20 protein-coding genes and 1 tRNA gene are annotated in these 18,871 nt (G+C 67.9%); 18 read left to right on the forward strand and 3 right to left on the reverse strand.

The features are described from left to right. The first annotated feature begins 192 nt into the window (after window positions 1–192). From ACIA1L_RS08240 to ACIA1L_RS08315, 16 genes are all read left to right on the forward strand, one after another. On the forward strand, window positions 193–960 hold the full coding sequence (locus ACIA1L_RS08240) for a 4Fe-4S binding protein (protein ID WP_396071884.1): 768 nt from the start codon (window positions 193–195) through the stop codon (window positions 958–960). After that, a complete protein-coding gene (locus ACIA1L_RS08245) occupies window positions 957–1,520 on the forward strand; it encodes an NADH-quinone oxidoreductase subunit J (protein WP_396071885.1) in 564 nt (187 codons plus the stop codon). Before ACIA1L_RS08240 ends, ACIA1L_RS08245 begins: the two co-directional genes overlap by 4 nt. Then, on the forward strand, window positions 1,520–1,840 hold the full coding sequence (nuoK, locus tag ACIA1L_RS08250) for an NADH-quinone oxidoreductase subunit NuoK (protein WP_396071887.1): 321 nt from the start codon (window positions 1,520–1,522) through the stop codon (window positions 1,838–1,840). Before ACIA1L_RS08245 ends, nuoK begins: the two co-directional genes overlap by 1 nt. Further along, on the forward strand, window positions 1,837–3,738 hold the full coding sequence (locus ACIA1L_RS08255; RefSeq protein WP_396071888.1) for an NADH-quinone oxidoreductase subunit L: 1,902 nt from the start codon (window positions 1,837–1,839) through the stop codon (window positions 3,736–3,738). Before nuoK ends, ACIA1L_RS08255 begins: the two co-directional genes overlap by 4 nt. Next, window positions 3,738–5,279, forward strand: a complete 1,542-nt coding sequence (locus ACIA1L_RS08260) for a NuoM family protein (RefSeq protein ID WP_396071890.1) — start codon at window positions 3,738–3,740, stop codon at window positions 5,277–5,279. Before ACIA1L_RS08255 ends, ACIA1L_RS08260 begins: the two co-directional genes overlap by 1 nt. After that, window positions 5,276–6,856 carry an NADH-quinone oxidoreductase subunit N gene (locus tag ACIA1L_RS08265; protein WP_396071891.1) on the forward strand — a complete coding sequence of 527 codons (1,581 nt, stop codon included), beginning with the start codon at window positions 5,276–5,278 and terminating at the stop codon, window positions 6,854–6,856. Before ACIA1L_RS08260 ends, ACIA1L_RS08265 begins: the two co-directional genes overlap by 4 nt. A 173-nt stretch (window positions 6,857–7,029) precedes the next feature. After that, entirely contained in the window at window positions 7,030–8,286 is a 1,257-nt protein-coding gene (locus ACIA1L_RS08270; RefSeq protein ID WP_396071893.1) for an MFS transporter, read from the forward strand. A 31-nt stretch (window positions 8,287–8,317) separates the two neighbouring features. Beyond that, window positions 8,318–8,548: a hypothetical protein gene (locus ACIA1L_RS08275; protein ID WP_396071894.1), complete on the forward strand. Its 231-nt coding sequence runs from the start codon at window positions 8,318–8,320 to the stop codon at window positions 8,546–8,548. A 45-nt stretch (window positions 8,549–8,593) separates the two neighbouring features. Continuing rightward, window positions 8,594–9,058, forward strand: a complete 465-nt coding sequence (locus ACIA1L_RS08280; RefSeq protein WP_396071895.1) for a DUF1707 domain-containing protein — start codon at window positions 8,594–8,596, stop codon at window positions 9,056–9,058. A 34-nt stretch (window positions 9,059–9,092) separates the two neighbouring features. Continuing rightward, the gene (locus ACIA1L_RS08285; RefSeq protein WP_396071896.1) at window positions 9,093–10,088 is read left to right on the forward strand and encodes an LLM class flavin-dependent oxidoreductase; all 996 of its coding nucleotides are present in this window, start codon (window positions 9,093–9,095) and stop codon (window positions 10,086–10,088) included. Then, complete coding sequence (locus tag ACIA1L_RS08290; RefSeq protein WP_396071897.1) at window positions 10,085–10,747, forward strand: MOSC domain-containing protein; 663 nt, start codon at window positions 10,085–10,087, stop codon at window positions 10,745–10,747. Before ACIA1L_RS08285 ends, ACIA1L_RS08290 begins: the two co-directional genes overlap by 4 nt. 33 nt (window positions 10,748–10,780) lie before the next feature. Further along, window positions 10,781–11,158, forward strand: a complete 378-nt coding sequence (locus tag ACIA1L_RS08295) for a DUF4180 domain-containing protein (RefSeq protein WP_396071899.1) — start codon at window positions 10,781–10,783, stop codon at window positions 11,156–11,158. Between the two features lie 392 nt (window positions 11,159–11,550). After that, complete coding sequence (locus ACIA1L_RS08300; RefSeq protein WP_396071900.1) at window positions 11,551–11,934, forward strand: YbaB/EbfC family nucleoid-associated protein; 384 nt, start codon at window positions 11,551–11,553, stop codon at window positions 11,932–11,934. Next, window positions 11,934–12,239 (forward strand): type VII secretion target, encoded by a 306-nt coding sequence (locus ACIA1L_RS08305; RefSeq protein ID WP_396071901.1) that lies wholly within the window; start codon window positions 11,934–11,936, stop codon window positions 12,237–12,239. Before ACIA1L_RS08300 ends, ACIA1L_RS08305 begins: the two co-directional genes overlap by 1 nt. A 252-nt stretch (window positions 12,240–12,491) precedes the next feature. Next, the gene (locus tag ACIA1L_RS08310; RefSeq protein ID WP_396071902.1) at window positions 12,492–13,271 is read left to right on the forward strand and encodes a hypothetical protein; all 780 of its coding nucleotides are present in this window, start codon (window positions 12,492–12,494) and stop codon (window positions 13,269–13,271) included. Window positions 13,272–13,286: 15 nt separating this feature from the next. Further along, entirely contained in the window at window positions 13,287–13,889 is a 603-nt protein-coding gene (locus ACIA1L_RS08315; protein ID WP_396071903.1) for a DUF6346 domain-containing protein, read from the forward strand. A gap of 465 nt (window positions 13,890–14,354) precedes the next feature. Here the strand turns inward: ACIA1L_RS08315 and ACIA1L_RS08320 are convergent. After that, a tRNA-Tyr gene (locus ACIA1L_RS08320) sits at window positions 14,355–14,431 on the reverse strand. A 218-nt stretch (window positions 14,432–14,649) separates the two neighbouring features. Between ACIA1L_RS08320 and ACIA1L_RS08325 the strand changes: the two genes are divergently transcribed. Both ACIA1L_RS08325 and ACIA1L_RS08330 read left to right on the forward strand, forming a co-directional pair. Then, entirely contained in the window at window positions 14,650–15,681 is a 1,032-nt protein-coding gene (locus tag ACIA1L_RS08325; RefSeq protein WP_396071905.1) for a hypothetical protein, read from the forward strand. Window positions 15,682–15,824: 143 nt separating this feature from the next. After that, window positions 15,825–16,547 (forward strand): RICIN domain-containing protein, encoded by a 723-nt coding sequence (locus ACIA1L_RS08330; protein WP_396071906.1) that lies wholly within the window; start codon window positions 15,825–15,827, stop codon window positions 16,545–16,547. Between the two features lie 709 nt (window positions 16,548–17,256). Here ACIA1L_RS08330 and ACIA1L_RS08335 read toward each other — a convergent pair. After that, entirely contained in the window at window positions 17,257–17,703 is a 447-nt protein-coding gene (locus tag ACIA1L_RS08335) for an Imm1 family immunity protein (RefSeq protein ID WP_396071907.1), read from the reverse strand. A gap of 608 nt (window positions 17,704–18,311) precedes the next feature. Next, window positions 18,312–18,707 carry a hypothetical protein gene (locus ACIA1L_RS08340; protein WP_396071909.1) on the reverse strand — a complete coding sequence of 132 codons (396 nt, stop codon included), beginning with the start codon at window positions 18,705–18,707 and terminating at the stop codon, window positions 18,312–18,314. Window positions 18,708–18,871: the final 164 nt, after the last annotated feature.

Consider the following 18,871-nt stretch of genomic DNA (forward strand, 5'->3'; position numbering starts at 1 on the left):
CGCTCTCGGCAGTAACCGGACAGCTCACCCACAAACTGACGATCATCACTATTCATAATTAATTGTTGAGTCGGAGCCACTGGGACAAGCCCTCCTGGCCCTTGCTTCGCTGCGGTGCAGTCGGTCATGTCTGAAAGGACTCGGAGGGGGTGTGCTCGCCTCCGGCCGACCGACCGGGCAGGATATGCGGTTATGAGTGAGCACGGGGAGCGGTCCGCGCCCGGCAAGGGCCTGATCAACGGGCTCGCCGTCACGCTCAAGACCATGACCAAGCGGTCCACCACCCAGCAGTACCCGGACGTCGAACCGGACCTCCCACCCCGCTCGCGCGGTGTCATCGCGCTGCTGGAGGAGAACTGCACCGTCTGCATGCTCTGCGCCCGCGAGTGCCCCGACTGGTGCATCTACATCGACTCCCACAAGGAAGAAGTCGTCGTGCCCGGCGCGGCCCGCCCCCGCCAGCGCAACGTGCTCGACCGGTTCGACATCGACTTCTCCCTGTGCATGTACTGCGGCATCTGCATCGAGGTGTGCCCGTTCGACGCCCTGCACTGGAGCCCCGAGTTCGAATACTCGGAGGTGGACGTGCTGGACCTGCTGCACGACAAGAACCGGCTCGGCGAGTGGATGCCCACCGTGCCCCCGCCGCCCGCCCACGACGTGCTCGGCGAGCCCTCCAAGGAAGAGGCCACCGCCGCCCGCAAAGCCGCCGGCCCGAACACAGCCACCGCCGCCCGTACCGCCCCCGCCCGCCCCGCGGCTCCCACCGCCGCATCTGCCAAGCCTGCGGCGCCTTCGACTCCCTCACCTGCGGCGCCTTTGACTCCCTCGCCTGCGGCGCCTTCGACCCCCTCGCCCGCGGCGGCCAAAAACGCCGAGCCGGCGGAAAAGCCGACGGTGGCCGGAAAGGTCGAGCCCGAGCAGAAGCCCGCCGCAGCGGAGTCGGAGCCGGAGAAGTGACGGTCGCTGACGCGCTGCTGCTGGCACTCGGAGCTGTCGCCGTCGGCGCGGGTGCGCTCGTCGTGACCAGCGCACAGATCGTGCGGGCCGGGCTCTACCTGGTTGTCAGCCTCGGTGCGATGGCTGGGCTCTACCTTGTCCTCGGCGCGGAACTCGTCGCCTGGGTGCAGGTCCTCGTCTACGTCGGCGCGGTCGTCGTGCTGCTGCTCTTCGCGGTCATGCTGACCCGGGCGCCGATCGGCCCGTCCGAAGACCTGGATCGCCCGGCGTGGCCCGGCCTGGTCGTCGGCGGCGGTGTCGGACTCGGCCTGGCGGCCCTGTTCGCTGACGCGTTCCGCTGGACGGTCTACCCGCTGCCCGCCCCGGGCACCACCGAGCGGATGGGCGCCGAGATCTTCGGCACCTGGGTGCTGCCGTTCGAAGTGCTCTCGATCCTGCTCCTCGCAGCCCTGGTCGGCGCCATCATCCTGTCCCGCCCTGACATCGGCGCACCGAAAACGCCTGACATCGGCACACCGAAAACGCCTGACATCGGCGCGCCGGGGAAGGGAGGGGTCTGATGCACGCGGTGATCCCGTTCGTGACAGCGGCAATCCTGTTCGGCCTCGGCGTGTACGGCGTCCTGCGCCGCCGCAACGCGATCCTCGTCCTGATGGCGGTCGAGCTGATGCTGAACGCGGTCAACCTGATCCTGGTGACCGCCGATGCCACCGTCGCGGCGGCTCTGGGGCACCGGGGTGGCGTCTTCGCGCTGTTCGTCATCGTGCTGGCCGCCGCCGAGGTCGGTGTCGGCCTGGCGATCGTGCTGCAGTGGTACCGGATGCGTAAGGCGGTCCAGGTGGACGAGGTCGCGCTGCACCACGAGGCGGAGGCCCGATGACCGGCGCTCAGGTGCTGACACCGCTGCTGGCGGGCGTACCCCTGCTGGCCGGTCTGGTCGGGCTGTTGCTGCCGCCCGGCGACGGTGGCCGGGATCGACGGCGTGGTGCCGCCGTTCTGGGCATCGCGGGCGCCGCGGCGGCGCTCGTGGTCAGTGTCGCGTTGGCGATCGCCGTGCCGGACCGGGTCGACGTGTCCCAGCACTGGGTGACCTTCGGGAACCTGCCGGTCACGGTCGGCCTGTCGTTGGGGCCGGCGGCGATCTACGTCGCGGTGGCGGTCTGCGTGGTCGCTCTGTTCGTGCAGATCTACTCGGTGTCCTACCTACACGACGACCCGCGGTACGCGCCCTACGCCGCCCAGGTCAGCCTGTTCACCGGCGCGATGCTGCTGGTGGTCTCCGCCGACGACCTGATCCTGCTGCTGGTCGGCTGGGAGGTCATGGGTGTCTGCTCGTATCTGCTGATCGGCCACGACCGCCGGCTGCCCGAGGCGCCCGCCGCGGCGGTGAAGGCGTTCGTGGTGACCCGGGTCGGCGATGTCGGCTTCCTACTCGGCATCGCCTGGCTGGCCGTCGAGGCGGGCAGCTTCCGGATTCCGGATGTGCTCGCGCACACGGGGACGTCGACCGTTGCCCTGCTGCTGGTGCTCGCCGGGGTCGCAGGCAAGAGTGCCCAGTTCCCGCTACATACCTGGCTTCCGGACGCGATGGCCGGCCCGACGCCGATCTCCGCGCTCATCCACGCTGCGACGATGGTCGCCGCCGGTGTCTATGTCGTGGTCCGGCTCTATCCGCTGTTCGCGCAGTCGCCCGCCGCGCTCGCCGTGCTCGGGGTGGCCGCCGCGATCACGCTGCTGCTGGGCGCGCTGTCCGCGACCGCGCAGGATGATCTGAAGCGGGTTCTGGCCTGGTCCACGGTCTCGCAGATCGGCTACATGACCGGCGCGCTCGCCGTGGGTTCGCCCGCTGCCGCACTGTTCCACCTGCTGACCCACGCCGCCTTCAAGGCGTTGCTGTTCCTCGCGGCCGGTGCGGTGATCCACGCGGTCGGCACCAACCTGATGTCCCGGATGGGTGGCCTGCGCACACACTTGCCGGTGACCTTCTGGTCGTTCGTGGTCGGGCTGGGTGCGCTCGCGGGCGTACCGCCGCTGGCCGGCTTCTGGTCCAAGGAGAACGTGCTGGTCGCCGCCGCGCACGCCACCGAAGGCGAGGGGCCGGCCCCCGCGTGGGTGGGCTGGGTGGTGTGGCTGGCCGCGCTCGCCGGGGTCGCGCTCACCGCCTGGTATGCCACCCGGCTGCTGCTGCGCACGTTCTTCGGGCACCCGCGGTCGCGGACCGAGGACTGGGCGGCGGGCTTCGACGACGCGTACCACCACGTGCCGCCCGCACCGCCGCACGACCCGCCGGGCCATATGCGCTGGCCGATCCTGCTGCTCGGCATTCCGTCGGTGCTGCTGGGCTTCGCGGCCTTCCTGCCCGGCTTCCGGGCCGCGCTGGAGCTCGAGGATCCGCACCTGGAAATCTCGATCGTGCTGCCGATCCTGCTGCTCGCGCTCGGCGCGACCAGCGCCTGGTGGCTCTGGCACACCGGTCCCGGCGAGGACCCCGCGCACGCTCTGGGCCGGTTGCGGCCGTTGTTCGCCGCCGGCTTCCGGATCGACGACATTCAAGACCGTGTCATCGTACGGCCGGTGCGCGCGCTCGCCGATGCCGTGCGTACCGCCGACGAACGGGTGGTCGACGCTGCGGTGGACGGCACCGGCACCACGACGACCCGCCTCGGCGCCGTACTGGACGTCGTCCATCGGGCACCCCTGCCCCGCGCGGCCACCGCTGTCCTCACCGGCGCGCTGGTCCTGGGCGTCGTTGCCGCGATCTATGGAGCGACGTCCTGATGGCGCCCACCGACGTGCCGATCGGCCTGCAGCTCGTGCTGCTCGCGACGCTGGCTGTCCCCGCGCTGGGTGCCCTCGCGGTCGCCCTGATGCCCGCAGCCCGCGACCGCGGCGCCCGGCTCCTCGCCACCGTCTTCGCGGCCGTCACCTTCGTGTTGACGCTGCTGCCCGGCGTCATTCCGTCGTCGCGGGAGCTCGGCTGGTTCCGGTACGGGCCGTCCGAGCTGCCGCCGGTGGTGCCGTGGGTCGAGGTCGACCTGCCGTGGGTGCCCGCGCTGGGTATCGACTTCCACCTGGGTGTGGACGGTGTCTCGTGGCCGTTGATCGCGTTGACCGGGCTGCTGACGCTGCTGTGCTGCGCGTACACGATGAGCAGGGTGCCGGCGGGGGGCTCCGGGCGTACCCTCGCGGCTTTGTTGTTGGTGCTCGAAGTCGGCATCCTCGGCACCTTCCTGGCGCTCGACCTGGTGTTGTTCTTCGTGTTCTTCGAGGTCGTCCTGCTGCCCATGTACGCCGTCATCGCCGGCTGGGGCGGTCCCGGGCGGCGGCGGGCAGCCCGCAAGTTCGTTCTCTACACGCTGTTCGGCTCGGTTTTGCTCCTGCTCGGCGTCTTCACCGTCGTCGTGGCCGCGGGCACCGGCGACCTGCTGGCGCTCGCGGGCGGCTACGGGCTTTCCCGCACCACCCAGTGCGTGGCGTTCGCCCTGTTCGCGGTCGCGTTCGCGGTCAAGGCGCCGCTGTGGCCGCTGCACACCTGGCTGCCCGCCGCGCACACCGAAGCGCCCACGGTCGGCAGCGTGATCCTCGCCGGCGTCCTGCTCAAGATGGGCACGTACGGTCTGATCCGGGTCGGTCTCGGCGTCGCCCCGGAGGGAGCCGTGTGGGCCGCCCCGGTGCTGGGCGTCCTGGCCGTCGCGGCGATCATCTTCGGGTCGCTGATTTGCCTGCGACAGACCGAGCTGAAGCGGCTCATCGCCTACTCCAGCGTCGGCCACATGGGCTTCGTCCTGCTCGGCATCGCGTCGCTGACCGTGACCGGCATCCAGGCCGCGCTGATCGGCAACGTGGCGCACGGCGTCATCACCGGCCTGCTCTTCTTCCTCGCCGGGGCGATCAAGGACCGCGCGCACACCGGTGACCTCGCCGACCTCGGTGGGCTGCGCGAGACCGCGCCGCGGCTGGCCGGCCTGCTCGGCTTCGCGGCCATCGCCTCTCTCGGCCTGCCCGGCCTGGCCGGCTTCTGGGGTGAGGCGTTCGCCGTGGTCGCGGCCGTCGAGCGCGGCGGCCCGCTCTGGATCACCCTCGCGGTGGTGGCGGCGATCGGCGGCGCACTGACCGCGGCCTACTTCCTGCGGCTCCTGCGCCGGATCACCCACGGCCCGGCCACCCCCGCCGTGACCGGCTTGACGCCGGTGACCGGCCCGGAATGGTTCGCGTGGAGCCCGCTGATCCTGCTCACGCTCGTGGTCGGCCTGGTTCCCGCGCTCATCCTCGCCGCCGCGTCCGACCCGGTGGCCGCCCTGACCGGAGCGCTGCGATGATCCAGGACGTCGACCACGTCATGCTGCTGCCGCTCTATGCCGCTGCCGGCACGGCGCTGCTCGTCCTCGTCGTGGAACTGGCCTTCGGCCGGTTCCACCTGCTCGCCGGCATGCTGGGCGGCCTAGCCACCGCGGTGGTGGCAGTGGCGGTGCCAGCGATCGTCTCTGCCCGCGCTTCAGAACCGCTCGGCCCAGCCCGGTTCGCGGGCACTCTCTGCCGCGACGACCTCTGCTCCTGGACGGTCACCCCGCACGCCGCGCTGATGACCGTGCTCTTCGCCGGTCTGACCGTCGGCGTGCTCGCCCTGTCGGCGCCGGCACTACGCCGCGGCTACGCGCCGCCGGGGGAATTCAGCTTCCTGCTGACCTGTGCGATGACGGGCGGCGTGGTGGTCGCCTACGCGGGTGACCTCATCACCCTCATCGTCGGCCTGGAAACGCTGACCCTGCCGCTCTATGTCCTGGTCGGGCTGCGCCGAGTCCGCGAATCTGCGCAAGGAGCCGCAGCAGCACTCACGTTCTTCCTGGTCAGCGTGGTGTCCACAGCCATCGCCTTGCTCGGCGCGGCCCTGCTGTACGCCGCCACCGGCGCGCTGCACCTCGACGCGCTGGTTGCCGGCGCAGGCGTCTACGCACCCCTGGCCGCGGTCGGTGCCGCGCTCGTCTTGATCGGCTTCGCCTTCAAGGTGGCGGCGGTCCCGCTGCACGCCTGGGCGCCCGCCACCTACGACGGCGCCCCGGTGCCGGTAGCGGCGTACTTGTCGACGGCTTCGAAGCTCGGCGGCGTCCTCGCTCTCGTGGCGGTGGTGCAGCGGTTGGACACCGGGCCGCTGCTGGCAGTCCTGGCCGCCCTGACCATGACGGTCGGCAACCTCGTAGCGCTGCGGCAGACTCGGATGGTCCGGCTGCTGGCCTGGTCGTCCGTCGCGCAGGCGGGCTACATCATCGCTCCACTCGCCGCGGGCGCCGCCGGAGTCCAAGCCGCCTACGCCTACGCGGTCTTCTTCGTGCTGCTCGAGTTCGTGGCGTTCGGAGTGCTCGTAGCGCTACGCGGCCCGGGCTCCGACGGCGGTGACCTCGAGGACTACCGGGGTGCGGGCCGCCGCCACCGGTGGCTGGGCGCGGCGCTGGTGCTGGCGCTGGCCGGGCTCGCCGGTCTGCCGCCGGGCCTGGCCGGCCTGTTCGCCAAGGTGGCGGTCGTGGAGTCACTGATCACGTCCGGGTACGGCTGGCTGGCGGGCGTAGTCGCCCTGAACGCGGTCATCGCCCTGGCCTACTACGTCCGCGTGGGCGCCCTCCTCTACGCCACCCCTGCGCTCACTTCCGCCGCTGCGGCTGCATCGTCCTCCGCCGCGCCGGCTGTCGCTTCCGCTGCCCCGCCTGCTACCAAGTCCGCCCCGCCTCCTTCTGAGGCCGCCGCGTCCCTAGCGGTCGTTGACCCGGTGCTCCTCGACGAGGCGGTCTCTTCGCGCCCCGTCGTGAGTCGGGCCGTCGCCGCGGCCCTCGTGGTGGCCGCAGTCCTGGTCATCGCGGCAGGCTTCGCGCCACAGGCGATCTTCGACGCGCTGAACCGCTGACCAACCGCCCGATCCGCGGCGTGACGTCCATGACAACGCGGTACGGCGGGACCCCTGCGGGCCGTTATGGTCGCTCGTACACCCACGTGCGAGTCCCTCGGCGCCCGAGCTAGTCCCTCGGCGCCGAGCCAGCTGCTCGTACACGAAGTGCGAGAAAGCGAGGCGGCAGGACCGTGACGGCGTTGCGTCAATATCTCGGCGTGTGGCGGATGCCGGGCGGAAAGGTTCTCCTCGTCGTCGGCATCGTGGCCCGCCTGGGCATCGGCATGACCCCGCTGGCCCTGCTCCTGCTGGTGCAGCAGGCAACCGGCTACTACGCCGCGGCGGGCCTCGCCGGTGGCGTGTACGCCCTCGCCGGTGCCGCCGTCAGCCCGATCGCCGGCCGGATCGCCGACCGCATCGGTCCGTCCCCGGTGCTGCTGGCCCTGGCCGTGCTGCATCCGGTGGCGCTGACCGGTCTCATCCTCGCCAGCCGTGGCGGCGGCGACGCCCTTCCCGCGATCATGGCGGCCTCGGCGCTGGCCGGCGCTACGTACCCGCCGCTGACCGCCGCCATCCGCCGGGCCTGGACCGACGCGACCGCACCCGGCTCTGGCCGGCACGACCTCCGCCCGGCTGCGATGGCCGCCGAGACGTCCCTGTTCGAGTTGGTCTTCGTCCTGGGCCCGATGCTCGTGGCGGCGTTCATGGTCCTCACCGGCCCCACGGCTGCGCTGATCTTCGCCGCGGTGGTGACCCTGGGCGGCACGGTGGGCATCGCGCTCCTGCCGATCATGCGGCACTGGCAGCGCCACGAGTCCGCAGAGGCGACCCGGGGCCTCGGCCCCCTCAAAGTCAGCGGGTTTCCCGCCCTGCTGGTCTGTGTGAGCTCGCTCGGTATCGCCTTCGGTGCCGCGGGCGTGATCGTTCCCGCGTACGCCACCCAGCACGGCGGTGGCGAGGCTCTGGGCGGCGTCCTGCTCGGCGTGTGGGGGCTGGGCAGCGCCATCGGCGGTATCTGGTTCGGCACCCGGCGGCCCGCCATGACCCTGCCCCGCCAGTTCGCCTGGCTCCTGGCGGCCGTGTCCCTCAGCTTCCTGGTCTTGGCGGTCATGCCGACGCCACTGGCCCTGGGCGCTGCCCTGGTCGTCGGCGGGGCCACCATCGCCCCCGCCCTGACGGTCGAGAACAGCCTGGTCAGCCGGATCGCCCCGGCCACCATGCTGAATGAGGCGTACACCTGGATGGTCACCGTCTCGGTCGCCGGCAGCGCTGCCGGCGGCGCCATCGCCGGCGTCATCGTCGACCGGCCCGGCGGGCTGCCCTGGGCGTTCGTCTTCGCGGGCGTGGTGCTGTTGCTGGCCGCGGCGGTCGCCGCCGTACCTACCGGTTCCATGGCCCGGGCCGACGAACGTGCCGCCCGCGAACTCCGCGAGGCCCTGGCTGGGTAGTCCCCGCGAGCAGGTGGCTACCCTGGCCGTCATGTCTGACCTCGCTGACCCCACCGCTGTCGCCGCCGCCGAACCGCTCGTCGTGCACTACCTGTCCTCGCTCGACGAGGCGATCGACCACGTCCGGGCGGCCGACCTGCTGGGCTTCGGCGTCCAGCTCCGCTCGGTCCTGGAGCCGGCCGAGGACGACTCGTTCACCGAGCGCTGGAAGCTGGAAATCCTGCCCGAGTCCCCGGTCGAGCACGACGACTCGGAGGAGTGAGCGCCGGCGTAGCTCTCTGAGCCCTTCGTCCCTTAACCTGCCTACATGGCAAAGGACGTCGCGCGGCGACCCGAGGTCGAGTCACTGCGGGCGGCTGATGGCGATCGGCACGCCATCGCCGAGCAACTGAAGGCGGCACTCGACGAGGGTCGTCTGTCCCTCGCCGAGTACGACGAGCGGGTCCGGGATGCGTACGCCGCCCGGACGTACGCGGATCTGCTGGTGATCGTGGCCGACCTGCCCAAACCAGGGCTGAGCGCCGCCGAAGTGAAAGCCCGGCAGGCCGCCGAGGCGCGGCGGGCCGCCCGCCGGCTGCCGCTGGCGCTGATGGTGCTGTGGACGATCTGGGGCGCGCTCGGCGCCGTCAACCTCATGGTGTGGGCGTTGGTCGCGGCGACCGTCGAAGACGACGTCTACCTGTGGCCGGTGTGGCTGCTCGTTCCGGGCGTCGCCCTCGCCGTCACCACCGTCGGCGTGCAGACGATCCGGCGACAGGGGCGCCGCCGCTGACTGCCGTCCGCGTCGTGGCCTAACCTCGGGCTACATGAGCCGCGTACCGTTATCTGTCCTCGACCTCGCCACCGTCCGCGAGGGGCACGACAGCGCCGACGCCCTCCGGGGCACCACCGAGGTGGCGAATGCCGCCGACGAGCTGGGATATGCGCGGTTCTGGGTGGCGGAACACCACAACATGCCGGCGGTCGCCTCGACGTCCCCGCCCGTGCTGATCGCCCACCTGGCCGCACAGACCCGGCGAATCCGAGTGGGTTCCGGCGGCGTGATGCTGCCCAACCACATGCCGTTCGTGGTGGCGGAACAGTTCGCGCTGCTCGAGGCCCTTCACCCGGGCCGTATCGACCTCGGCATCGGTCGGGCGCCGGGCACCGACCAGGCCACGGCCGCCGCCCTGCGCGGAGTGTCGCCACACCTGACCGTCGAACAGTTCCCCGACCACCTGCGCATGGTGCTCGCCCTGCTCAGCGCCGAACCGCCGGCCAGCCGCCTGCGCGCGACGCCCGCGGCCACGACCTTCCCCGAAGTGTGGATGTTGGGGTCCTCCACGTACGGGGCTCAGGTGGCGGCAGCGCTGGGACTGCCGTTCTGTTACGCGTACCACTTCTCGATGGGTGGCGACCTGGACGCGGCGGTGCACCTCTACCGGTCGGGGTTCCGGCCGTCCGCGCGTCACCCGGAGCCGCACCTCATGGTCAGTGCTTCGGTGCTCGCCGCCGACACGGCTGAGGAAGCGCAATACCTGGCCGGTCCGAGCCGTGTCATGGCGCGCAGCCTCCGCACCGGCCGACTGGGTCCGATGGTGTCGCCCGAGACGGCGGCCGCGACCGACCTGTCCGACGTGGACTTGAGCCTCCTGCCCGGCACCCAGTACGCCGGCACCGCCGCCGACGTCGTGGCGTCACTCGACGAACTGGTCGTGCGGACCGGCGCCGCCGAGTTGATCCTGGCCGGCGCGGTGTACGACCCGCGTACCCGTACGGACTCGCTCGCTCGGATCGCGAAGGAATGGGGGGCATCGTCATGAGCCGTGTGCTGCAGGTCAACCTCGCTGTGCCGGAAGACACCGGCATCAAGAACATCGGCAGAACCGGCATCACCAAACGGCCGGTCACGCAGCCGGTGGCCGTACGCGCACCCGGCCCGAAAGGGCTGCCACCCGACCAGGCGAGCGGCCTCGCCGGAGACCTGATCTTCGACATCGCGCATCACGGGGGCAACGACCAGGCCGTCTACGCGTACGCCCGCGAGGACTACGACTGGTGGGAACAGGAGCTCGACCGAGAATTGCCGGGCGGCATGTTCGGCGAGAATCTCACCACTGTGGACGTCGACGTCTGCGGCGCCGAGATCGGTGAGACGTGGCGGATCGGCGACACGCTCGTCCTGCAGGCCACCTTCGGCCGTATTCCCTGCGCCACCTTCCAATGGAAAATGGCCGAGCCGCGGTGGGTGAAACGGTTCGCCGCCGAGAGCCGCCCGGGCACCTACTTCCGCGTCGTCACCCCGGGCGACGTCCAGGCCGGCGATCAGGTCACCGTCCTGGACCGCCCCGGGCACGGCGTCACAATCGCTGACGCCTTCCGCGCCTGGATGCATGATCCCGCCCAGCTCGCCGGCTACCTCGAGGTCGACGGACTCCCCGAAACCCTCAAAGCCGATATTCGCAAGCGCCTGCGCCGCTAGTCCGCCACGATGACGCCCGAAAGGAGCTCACCCATGGAAGAGCAAGTCATCCAGTACGGCGACGAGTCAGTGCTCCTCTGCCCCGACACCGGCGCCCCCATCAGCACCCCCCAGGACGCCCTCGACCTGATCGGCGCCACCTACAGCCGAGCCGGCACCGTGGCGCTCCCGGTCACCCGCCTGGATGAACAATTCTTCCGGCTGCGCAGCGGAGTCGCCGGCGAGATCATGCAGAAGTTCGTCAACTACCAGGTCCGTCTGGTGCTCCTCGGCGACATCTCCGCCGAGATCGCCGCCAGCGACGCCCTCCGTGACCTCGTCCGCGAATCCAACAAGGGCAAACACATCTGGTTCCTGTCCAGCCTCGACGAGCTGGAATCCCGCCTGTCGGCGCGCCGCCCGGTCGGCTAGCCCCGCCGGAGCGCACCCGACCGGCCCGCACAATGAGATCGGCCCCTGACCGCGTTATCGCAGTTCAGGGGCCGATTCTTCGTGCCTGTGGCGGGTAGAGGATTCGAACCTCTGTAGCTTCGCGATGGATTGACAGTCCGCCGAACAGTTGCGGGTGTTTCAGGGCGAACGCGCCTTTTGGCGCCGGGCCTACGCGGATCCGACAATCGGGTCAGGGAATGGTCTCCCGAACTGTCTCCTGTGTTTCCCCTGCTTGACTTCCCTGCAGGGAGGGTGGACAGAGCAGGAGGCTGGCCATGCAGCCGCCATCGGCTAGCCTGGCTGGAAGCCATGTCCGTTGCGTCCGGGGACGAGGCCGTTGACGTAGAGCGCGGACGTGGAGGACGTATCTCATGCCACCGAATCCGGAAGACGACTTGCGGTCCTTCGAGTTGCGCGCCAACGCGCAGCTACAGCGAACGCTGCAGTTGAGCGCCGAGCTCGAGGCGGCCGAGGTCATGGTGCAATCACCTAATGGTGAAGTGACGGTGCGCGTCAACTCGGCAGGCGGCCTTGCTGACCTGGTGTTCCACCCGGAGTCCGATCGACTCGTCCGTGACGATTTGGCCCGTCTCGTGCTCACCACGTCCCGTCGCGCCCAGGCAAAGCTTGCCGAGCGTGTCAGTGAGATAACGACGAGCATGTACGGGGCGAGCTCCAGTACCGCGGCTTTTCTCAGTGAGGCATACACCAGTCGTTATCCCCAACCCGATGACGACGACCCGGAGACACGCTGATGAGCATTGAGATTTCTCCAGCCGAGGTGCGCGAGCACGCGCGTGACGTCGACGAGGCCAGCCGGATGCTCGATGAGGCGCGCGCCGCCGCGTCGTACATCCGGATCAACAGCGGCGCGTACGGCTACTTCGTTGGCGCGTTGATCGCCGATCACTACATCAATCCGCACGGTGACGAGGCGATCGCTGCGTTCGTCAAGGCGGTGGACGGCCTGCGAGGCCTAGCTGATCAGGTTCGCGGAATGGCGGATGACTTCGAGCACACCGACAACGACGCGGCTGTCCGGCTGAGGGCGACGCAATGACCGACGCGGCGTTCACCCGGCCGAGCCTGATCGCACCTGAGGCCGAGACCAAGGGCTATGAGGGCGCCGGCATCCTCGAAGCCGCCATGGGCATGAAGGACGGCTTCAAAGACGGCAACGAGATCGCCGGCTTCGGCAACATGGCGGTGGTGGGGCTCAGCGCACTCGGCGCCATCATGGACCCGTTTCAGGCAGTGTTCGCGGCGGGCGTCGGCTGGCTCATGGGAGCATCTCGATTGCCTGCGCGAACCGATGGACAAGCTCCTCGGCGATCCCAAGGAGATCGAGGGACACGCGGCCACCTGGCGAAACCTGCAGAAACGCACGTACGAGGCGGCCGAGTACTTCGCCGATCAAGTGACCGCCAAAACTGTCCACTGGCAATCGGACGCGGTCACCGCCTACCGAGCTAAAGCCTCCCAGGTCATCGACAGCACCCTCGCCCTCGGCGAGATCGCCGACTCGATGGCGGAAGCCACGCTCGTCGCCGGCTCGATCGTGGGGGTGTTCCGCAACACCATCCGCGATCTAGTTGCGGAATTGGTCGGTGCCGCGATCTCCAAGGCTTTGCAGTCGCTGCTCGTGGTGACCATCCCGAAAGTGCTCGCCGAGGTTGCCCTGATGGTCGCCGAAGTGACCGGCAAGATCGTCCGGCTGCTGAACCAGCTGACCGAGGCGATCGGCAGGCTGGGCAGTAAGTTCCCTGCGATGGCCTCGCTGCTCGGCCAGATCACCAAGTCGATGGACAGCACGACCTCGGACCTCGCATACGGCTCGGTGTTCTTGAACTCCTCCAAGCTGCATGCCGCGGATAGCTATGTCGCGGACAGCCAGGGTGCATGGCAGGCGTACAAACACGCGTATAGGACGCTGTCCGAAGGGGACGCAGTCGCTTACGGCACCAGGACGCAGATTGCCGCCAACGCCCTGCGTGAGGGAGTGAAGATGAACGGCATCCAGAACGGCAGCACCACCGCCGGGCAGATTCACGACGACGAGCCGTCGAAGCCGTCAATCGAGCTTCCGCTCTGAGCGAGGGTTTGACCAATGAGGGACGACGATCAGCGTAGGGCCGAACGTCGGCGCCGGATGGACGAGTTGCTGGCCGAGGCCGAGGCTAACGTCGCACGTACGGGTGCGGCGAAAAGCCAGCCGGCACCGGCGGTTGACGAGCGACGCGGCACCGCCTGGGGAAGCGCCCTCGGCGTGCTGATCTTGCTGGTGCTGGCGGCCGTCTTCGGAATGCTGGCTATGACCGCCGGCCGGTTCACCGGCCCGGACTACGGCGACGCCAGCCGCCGAGGCACGGCGATCGTCGAGCAGTGCGAGCGGCGTGGCCCGATCACCTGGGAGGGCTTCGGCTACTACCACGCCTGCACGGTGGACATCACCTGGAACGACGCTGCCGGCCCTCGGGTCGTGATCGACGATCCAGGCTACTTCAAGGGCGAGAAGCCCGGTGACAAGATCGAGGTCGGGCAGAACCAGGGCACCCGCGGCGCCGTCAGCTACTCCCGGCCGGAGGTGCCGTCCCGAGGCTGGGTCACCGCCGTCACGGTGCTTTTCGCGGTGGTTGCGTTCGTGTGCATCGGGGCGGTCTATCTCTTCCTACGACAGACGATCAGAGACTTGCGCCGCTCGCGGGCCTGATTTCTCGCGGATAGCTGCACACGCCCTGCCGACCTGCATTCGGGCAGCTCAGCGCGGCCTTCGCCGTGATCACGAGCGGAAGGGCGTCGGAGTCGAACCCATGGAGGCGTGAAACGCATTGCCGGTTTCCAAGCCGGCCGCTCCCACGCTGTGACCTGCGGCCGCCTCATCCGCCGCGGACCGGTTACCGCCGATGTGCCGCGTGGCAGACCCGAACTGATCCTTCTGCATCTAAAGCGCCGCGCAAAGCGCGGCGCTGAACGGTCGCGCTCGGCCTGCTGGCGGTCCGGCCGGCATCGCCGGCGCACCGCTCCATGCTGTGTGGGTCGACCGCGGGGAAAGGCAAGGGGTATCGGGGGAGTGACGCGCGGCTCCGACGAGCCGGATTCGACGGGATCAAGCTGAACCAACGAGAACGGCCCCGGAGCGCGTTTCCGCAGCTTCCGGAGCCGTCCTGCTTGCCTGTGGCGGGTAGAGGATTCGAACCTCTGTAGCTTTCGCGACGGATTTACAGACCATTCGGGCCACGGCTCTGACCAGCCAAAACTTGACCTCGATCGGCGTCTCGGGGACAGCTCGGGGATGGGGGATATCGATGCCCTGTGAGCCCCGCCCACGTCCCTGGACAATGCCCGACCTGATTTAGACCTTCACATCCAGCCGCCCTGGAAGGCAACCGCCGTCCAGGGCTTCTTCTTGCCCGGAGGACGTCATGACACTCACTCAACTACCGCCCACAGAGCGGGCGCGTCGATTCGTCATGGATGCCGTGACGGCGCTTGAGCAAGCCGACGCGCTCCTAGCCTTCCTGGCGCGGACCGATATCGGCATGGCGTACCAGCGCGACGCCCCCGACGACACGAGCCGCCCGCTGCCCCCCGGAGTGGACGGCTACGCCTACGGCACCCGGACGGCAGGCAACACGAGGAGGCCAGCGATGAAACGGTGTCTACCGCTCTCTGAGGCCGCGGAACGAGCCGTTCTGATCCTGATCATGATCGGGGTGGGAGTTCTTGCCGGATGGACCGCGGTCGGTCACGTCATCGACTGGACGATGCGCAACTCGCCCGCAGGCACGTCATCGTCGGTAGCGATCACGAACGCTGCCGCCTCGGAGCTGGTCCCCATCGCCTGCGCATTGGTCATCCGGCGGCGCCGACGACTCGGCCTGTCGATCCGATGGCCGGTCGTCTTCCTCGTCGCCGCTGTCGCGTTCAGCCTGTCGGCGCAACTGGCCGTGGCGAAGCCGGGCGTCAGTGGGTGGATTGTCTCGGCGGTGCCGTCGCTGGCGTTCCTCGGGATCACGAAGATGTGCCTCTCGCTCATGCCGATCGTCACACCAGCGGCGGCGACCACTTTGCAAGAGATCAGGGTGGCAACCGGCGCTACAGAGGCGCTGTCAGTCGGCGAGCCCCAAACAACGGCGGAGTCCTCCTCGGCAGGGCGAGATCCGGTCCTGCCCCCACAGCCGCACTCGAGCTTTGCCGCGCCTGAACCGACCGTCGATCGCCAGGCGAATAACGCTGCGCCAAGCGAGCGACCTCGCCGCGCGAGAACCGTGACGTCAGCCCAGCGAGTCCGGCCCCGCTCGCTGACCAGCGCGGCAAAGGTCGAAGCAGCGTGGAAGGCACTTCCCGCAGGCGCATCCGTGGAACAAATCGCGGTCAAGGCCGGCGTCAGCGTCAGCACTGCACGCAGGCACCTGCCGTCACGGGAGGCAGACCCGGCGGCAACCGCCGATGCAGTAGTAGGGGCGGACGGGCCGCGCCTGCTGGCAGCAACCGCAGCCTGATACCGATTCGCCCAGCACGGGTCAGTCTTTCAATTGCAATGGCGGCTTCTATCAACCAAGGCTAGCCAGATCGGATGTCACCTAACCGTGCAGCAGACCCATCTCCGTCGATCGACTTGAAGTGAGTGCCGACCGTACAAAGCATGCCGTACATCGCGATGACCGAATTGCCTTTTAGGTCCTTAATGGAGGCGATGGATCCAGTTGAGGCAATCCGCGGCAATCGTGATTCCAGGTTGCCCCAGTGCGAACAGTTGATGCTATCCTCTCGCCTTGCAAGAATGACGAGAGTTGAACGGGGAGAAATGAAGTTCACTGCTTTGCGGCGATGGCTGGCAGCCGTTTCGGTTGGCATCTTTATCATTGTCGGGCTCAGCCCCACGGCCGCTCACGCTAACGTGCCAGGGGTGGCCGCCGGCTGGAGTGTGATCACGAATCTTGAGACCGGAATGGTTCTGGCCATCAAGGGCGGCGTCGGCGAGCCCGCTGGAGCTCCAGCGATTCAATGGCATTATCCGAGAACAGTCCCGGTGCCGCAGGACCAGCAATGGATCATGGGTCCCAACGATACTGGCAAGGCGATCCGCAATGGCGGAACGGCCCATCAGTTCGCACTGAGTATTCAGGGCAACAGCCACGCAAATGGCGCTCGCGTCGTCCAATGGTGGCACCAGCCGAACAACCGGTACCAAAGCTGGAGAACCGAATTCGCATATCACAACGGCGACTTCTGGTACAAGATCATCAACAACGCCACCGGAAAGTGTCTCGCCGTAGCTAATGGCGGAGACCTCAACGCAGGTGCGGCGATCATCCAGTGGACCTGCGGAAACGGACCTGACCAAAAGTGGCACTTCTCGAGCTAAGGGCTGCCGGTCGCTGACGGCGTTTACGTGATCGAGGCCAACGGTCGTCGACGATCACTAAACGCAGGCGGATCGGGCCTAACTCTTGCCTTCGCACTACATGGCGGCGGTCTCTCATCGTGAGGGGCCGTCGCCTGTGTCTGATGCGGTTACTTGGACCGCAGTGCACCGCGTCAAATCCCGAGTGGCATTGCGTGCCCCGACTGCGGGCACGGAGTGCAGGCCGAGGTGTCCGCCTGCAAGCTGCGCCGCTTTGCCCACAACCCGGACCGTCCGGCCGACTGCGTATGACTCAACGAATCGCGCGAACATCCACCTACTCAAGCTGGAAATGTAGTAGCGGGCGTTGCAAACTAGCGACGGTCGTCCTTAAGTTCCGGTAGTCGGCGCGGGATCTCAGCTTCGCCAGTTACGTACTGGTCGAGCTGAGCCGCGCATGCGCTCTCACTCGATCAGCGAGAGAGAGGATCGACCACCGTGACCGCTTCCACTCGCGCGCTCTGGCTCGCGATCATGATCTTCGTCAGCCTCGGTGCTGGTGTGCTGGCCGGTGTTCTATCGAGCGCAAGCGGCATCAGCCTCCCGGCTGCTGTATTGACAGGTGGGGCTTCCTTCGGCGGAACGCTGCTTCTGCTTATGAAGGTGTTCCACTTCGCCACTGCTGATCTCAAGACCGTAGGTGAGCGCGCCGCTGAGCCTTCGGGCAGTCTCAGGCGGAGGTCCACGAAAGGTTCGTCGGCCGCTGGCCCGTCTTGACGTACTCTCGAATTGCCCGAATGGCGGCGCCGGGGGTGACGAGCGCGCGGCCGGCTGAGATCTGGATGGGCGGGTCGTCGGTGCTCTCAGTGACGGTCAGCGGGCTGTGGTGCGCGGTGACGCCTTGCTCGACAGCTATCTCTTTCGTGGGCAGCCAGTGCGCCGCGGCCCGGCCGGACTCGACGTCTAGGTCTACCCGCAGGTGGCTGCCTTCCGGGCCGTCACAGGATCGAGGCCCCCACCATGAGGTGAAACCATGCCCGCCGTACGAGAAGACTCGGGTGAGGACGTCGTAAATGAGCGCTTCGGCGTCCTCGAGTGAATCGATGGTCTCCGTGTGGATGTCCCGCCAGGCGCGAACCACCTGGTTGATCGCCTCGGTCGGCGGGCTCATGGTCATTGTTCGATTCCCTCTCCGGTCACACGGTATGTGCGCGGCCATCGCCTTATGATCGGCTGTCGCCCCGACCGACTAGTCACCTTGAGGGGGGTACCAATCGCCGTCTATAACGGATGTTCCCGCTACGCGCCTGCCTTGGGGGTCGGAGTACACGAAGGACCAGTTTCCGCGAGGGGAGATGACGGTTTTTAGGGTGACGATACCCGGAATTCGAAATGTTAGTTCGCGGCCTGGCATCCACGGTGTCCGGCCCCCGCCGAATTGGCAGTCGATCGTGTCGCGGTCGCCAATGGTGTCAACTCGACGCCAAATTCCTTCATCGCATCGGGCGGGAACGAGGAGTTCGTGATCGTCGTCGGTCACGGCAGTGTCTAGTTTGATTACCCTTGCTAGGGCTATATCCCGGTGAACGCTGAGATGGTCGATCTCGTAGGACGTTTCGTCTAACGCTGCCAAGCGTAAGACGTCTTGTGCCGCGAGCGGAAGGAAGGCCATCTGTCACACCAATCACCTATGCAGATGCTCGGAAGTCCCGCTGCTCTAGAAGCGCCTGATGAGCAGGGATTACGGGTGGCTCCATGCGGGACTTCCGAGCATTGTACCTGCGCTCAGCAGCGCGTCGCGAGGCGAATCGGCGGTGAGGTTACACCCGTGAAGTCGCAGTCAGGCAGACCTGGAATGACGTAGAGCCGCCACGAACCAGCGACATATCTGCACGTGTAGTCGTAGATCGTGCCGCCGTTGAGGAATGCCCTGCCCGTGGCTATGCAGGCACTCTCTGAGTTGAATTTGTAGCCCGAATACACATACGGGGGGCCGGGCTGCGGGTCGAAGATCGCGTTAGAGGTCCCGTAGTTGCTGGGCGAGCTCGCTGCGGCAGCGCTGGGCGAGGCGGTCGTTGTGATCCCCAGACTGAGGGTCAACAGGCCGACGAGAGCCAGGATTTTTCTGATCATTTCCATCTCTCTCGTAAGGGTTGCACATCCCAACTTTCTATCGATCATCACCTATGTATAAGCGCAGACTTTACCTCCTTTCAGCGGCGGCTATGGATGGGTGAAGGACGGGACGATGAAACACCACCCGAAAGATCGGATCCAGTGTCGCTATTCGCACACTAGGCAAGGGATGGATTCGTACTTGCGTGCGGTATCCATCGTAGGTTAGC

Origin of the sequence: Actinoplanes sp. NPDC051859, from assembly GCF_044452725.1 — a bacterium.
Lineage (GTDB): Bacteria > Actinomycetota > Actinomycetes > Mycobacteriales > Micromonosporaceae > Actinoplanes.